Source organism: Streptomyces sp. WELS2 (assembly GCF_013870595.1).
Lineage (GTDB): Bacteria > Actinomycetota > Actinomycetes > Streptomycetales > Streptomycetaceae > Streptomyces.
In genome coordinates this window covers 1-1,149 of the sequence record NZ_JACBWZ010001318.1, presented here as the reverse complement: position 1 = coordinate 1,149, position 1,149 = coordinate 1, and the positions used below count along the sequence as shown (strand labels likewise).

Genomic DNA, 1,149 nt, shown 5'->3' with positions numbered 1-1,149 from the left:
GTTGCGTCCGGCGGCCGGGTCGAAGACCCGCACCCACGGGTAGTAGAGGGCGGCGTCGCCGCCCAGCCCCGGGCCCGGCCCGCCGCGTGTTCGCTCTCCCACCAGGCCCGCAGGATGTACAGCAGCAGGGTGTCCAGCAGTGAGGTGATGATCGCGTCGGTGCCCGGCCGCTGCTCCTCCAGCTCCATCCCGAGCAGTTCGACCGCCGCCCGCAGCGAGCGGTGGCCGCCCACCCGGGCGGGCAGGTGCACCACCTCGGGCAGCTCCGCCAGCAGCCGGTGCGAGCGGTCCCGGTCCAGCCGGTACGTCCCGCACAGGGTGATGGTGTCCGGGCAGCCCACGCCCGCCACCTCGGGCGGACCGTCCCAGGTGCCGTCGGGCAGCATCCGCGCGTCCCGCAGCGGCACGTCGAGGCCGCTCGCCAGCCCGTGCCCCTGCCCGTGCGCGAGGAAGACGACATCGCCCGGCGCCAGCGCCACCGGCTCGGCGTCCCGGGGGAGCAGCCAGGCCGAGCCGCGCAGGATCACATGGAACCCGGCCTCGTCGGAGTCACCCCACCGCAGGCCCCAGGGCGCGTACTTGTAGCGGCGCGCGGAGTGCGGCCGGCCGGTGCGCATGGCGGCGACGACGTCGCTCAGCACGTCCATGCGGCGACCATAGCCGCAGCGGTCCACCGGGGAAAGACGATCGGGCAGGAAACCGAGACCGGAGGACATGGAACGTCTCCCCGGGCCGCCGTAGCGTCGACGGCATGCCAACCACCGCACGTTCAGTGCTCTTTCACGAGATCGGCGGCCCCGACGTCTTCACCGTCGAGGAGACCGTCCTGCCCGCTCCCGGCCCGGACGAGGTCCTGGTGCGCGTCGAGGCGCTCGGCCTCAACCGCGCCGAGGCGATGCTCCGTTCCGGCAGCTACTTCTACCAGCCGACGCTGCCCGGCTCCCGCAACGGCTACGAGGCGGCCGGCGTGGTGCTGGCGGCCGGCGCGGGGGTGACCGCCTTCGTGCCGGGCGACCTCGTGCTGTCGGCGGCCAACTTCCACCTGTGCAGCCACGGCGTGTACGGCGACCACGTGCTGCTGCCGCAGTCCGCCCTGGTGCCCCGCCCGGCCGGTCTCGACGCGGTCACCGCCGCGGCCGTCTGGCTCAC

The 1,149-nt window shown here is 74.4% G+C and carries 2 protein-coding genes; one reads left to right on the top strand and one right to left on the bottom strand.

Going from position 1 to position 1,149, the window contains the following annotated elements; genetic code table 11:
* On the bottom strand, window positions 1-647 hold a 647-nt coding region (locus H5J33_RS36040), incomplete at its 3' end, for a cupin domain-containing protein (RefSeq protein ID WP_181798865.1).
* Window positions 648-751: 104 nt separating this feature from the next.
* Here H5J33_RS36040 and H5J33_RS36035 point away from each other — a divergent pair.
* Window positions 752-1,149 (top strand): alcohol dehydrogenase catalytic domain-containing protein (locus H5J33_RS36035; protein WP_181798864.1); only part of this gene is annotated, 398 nt, incomplete at its 3' end.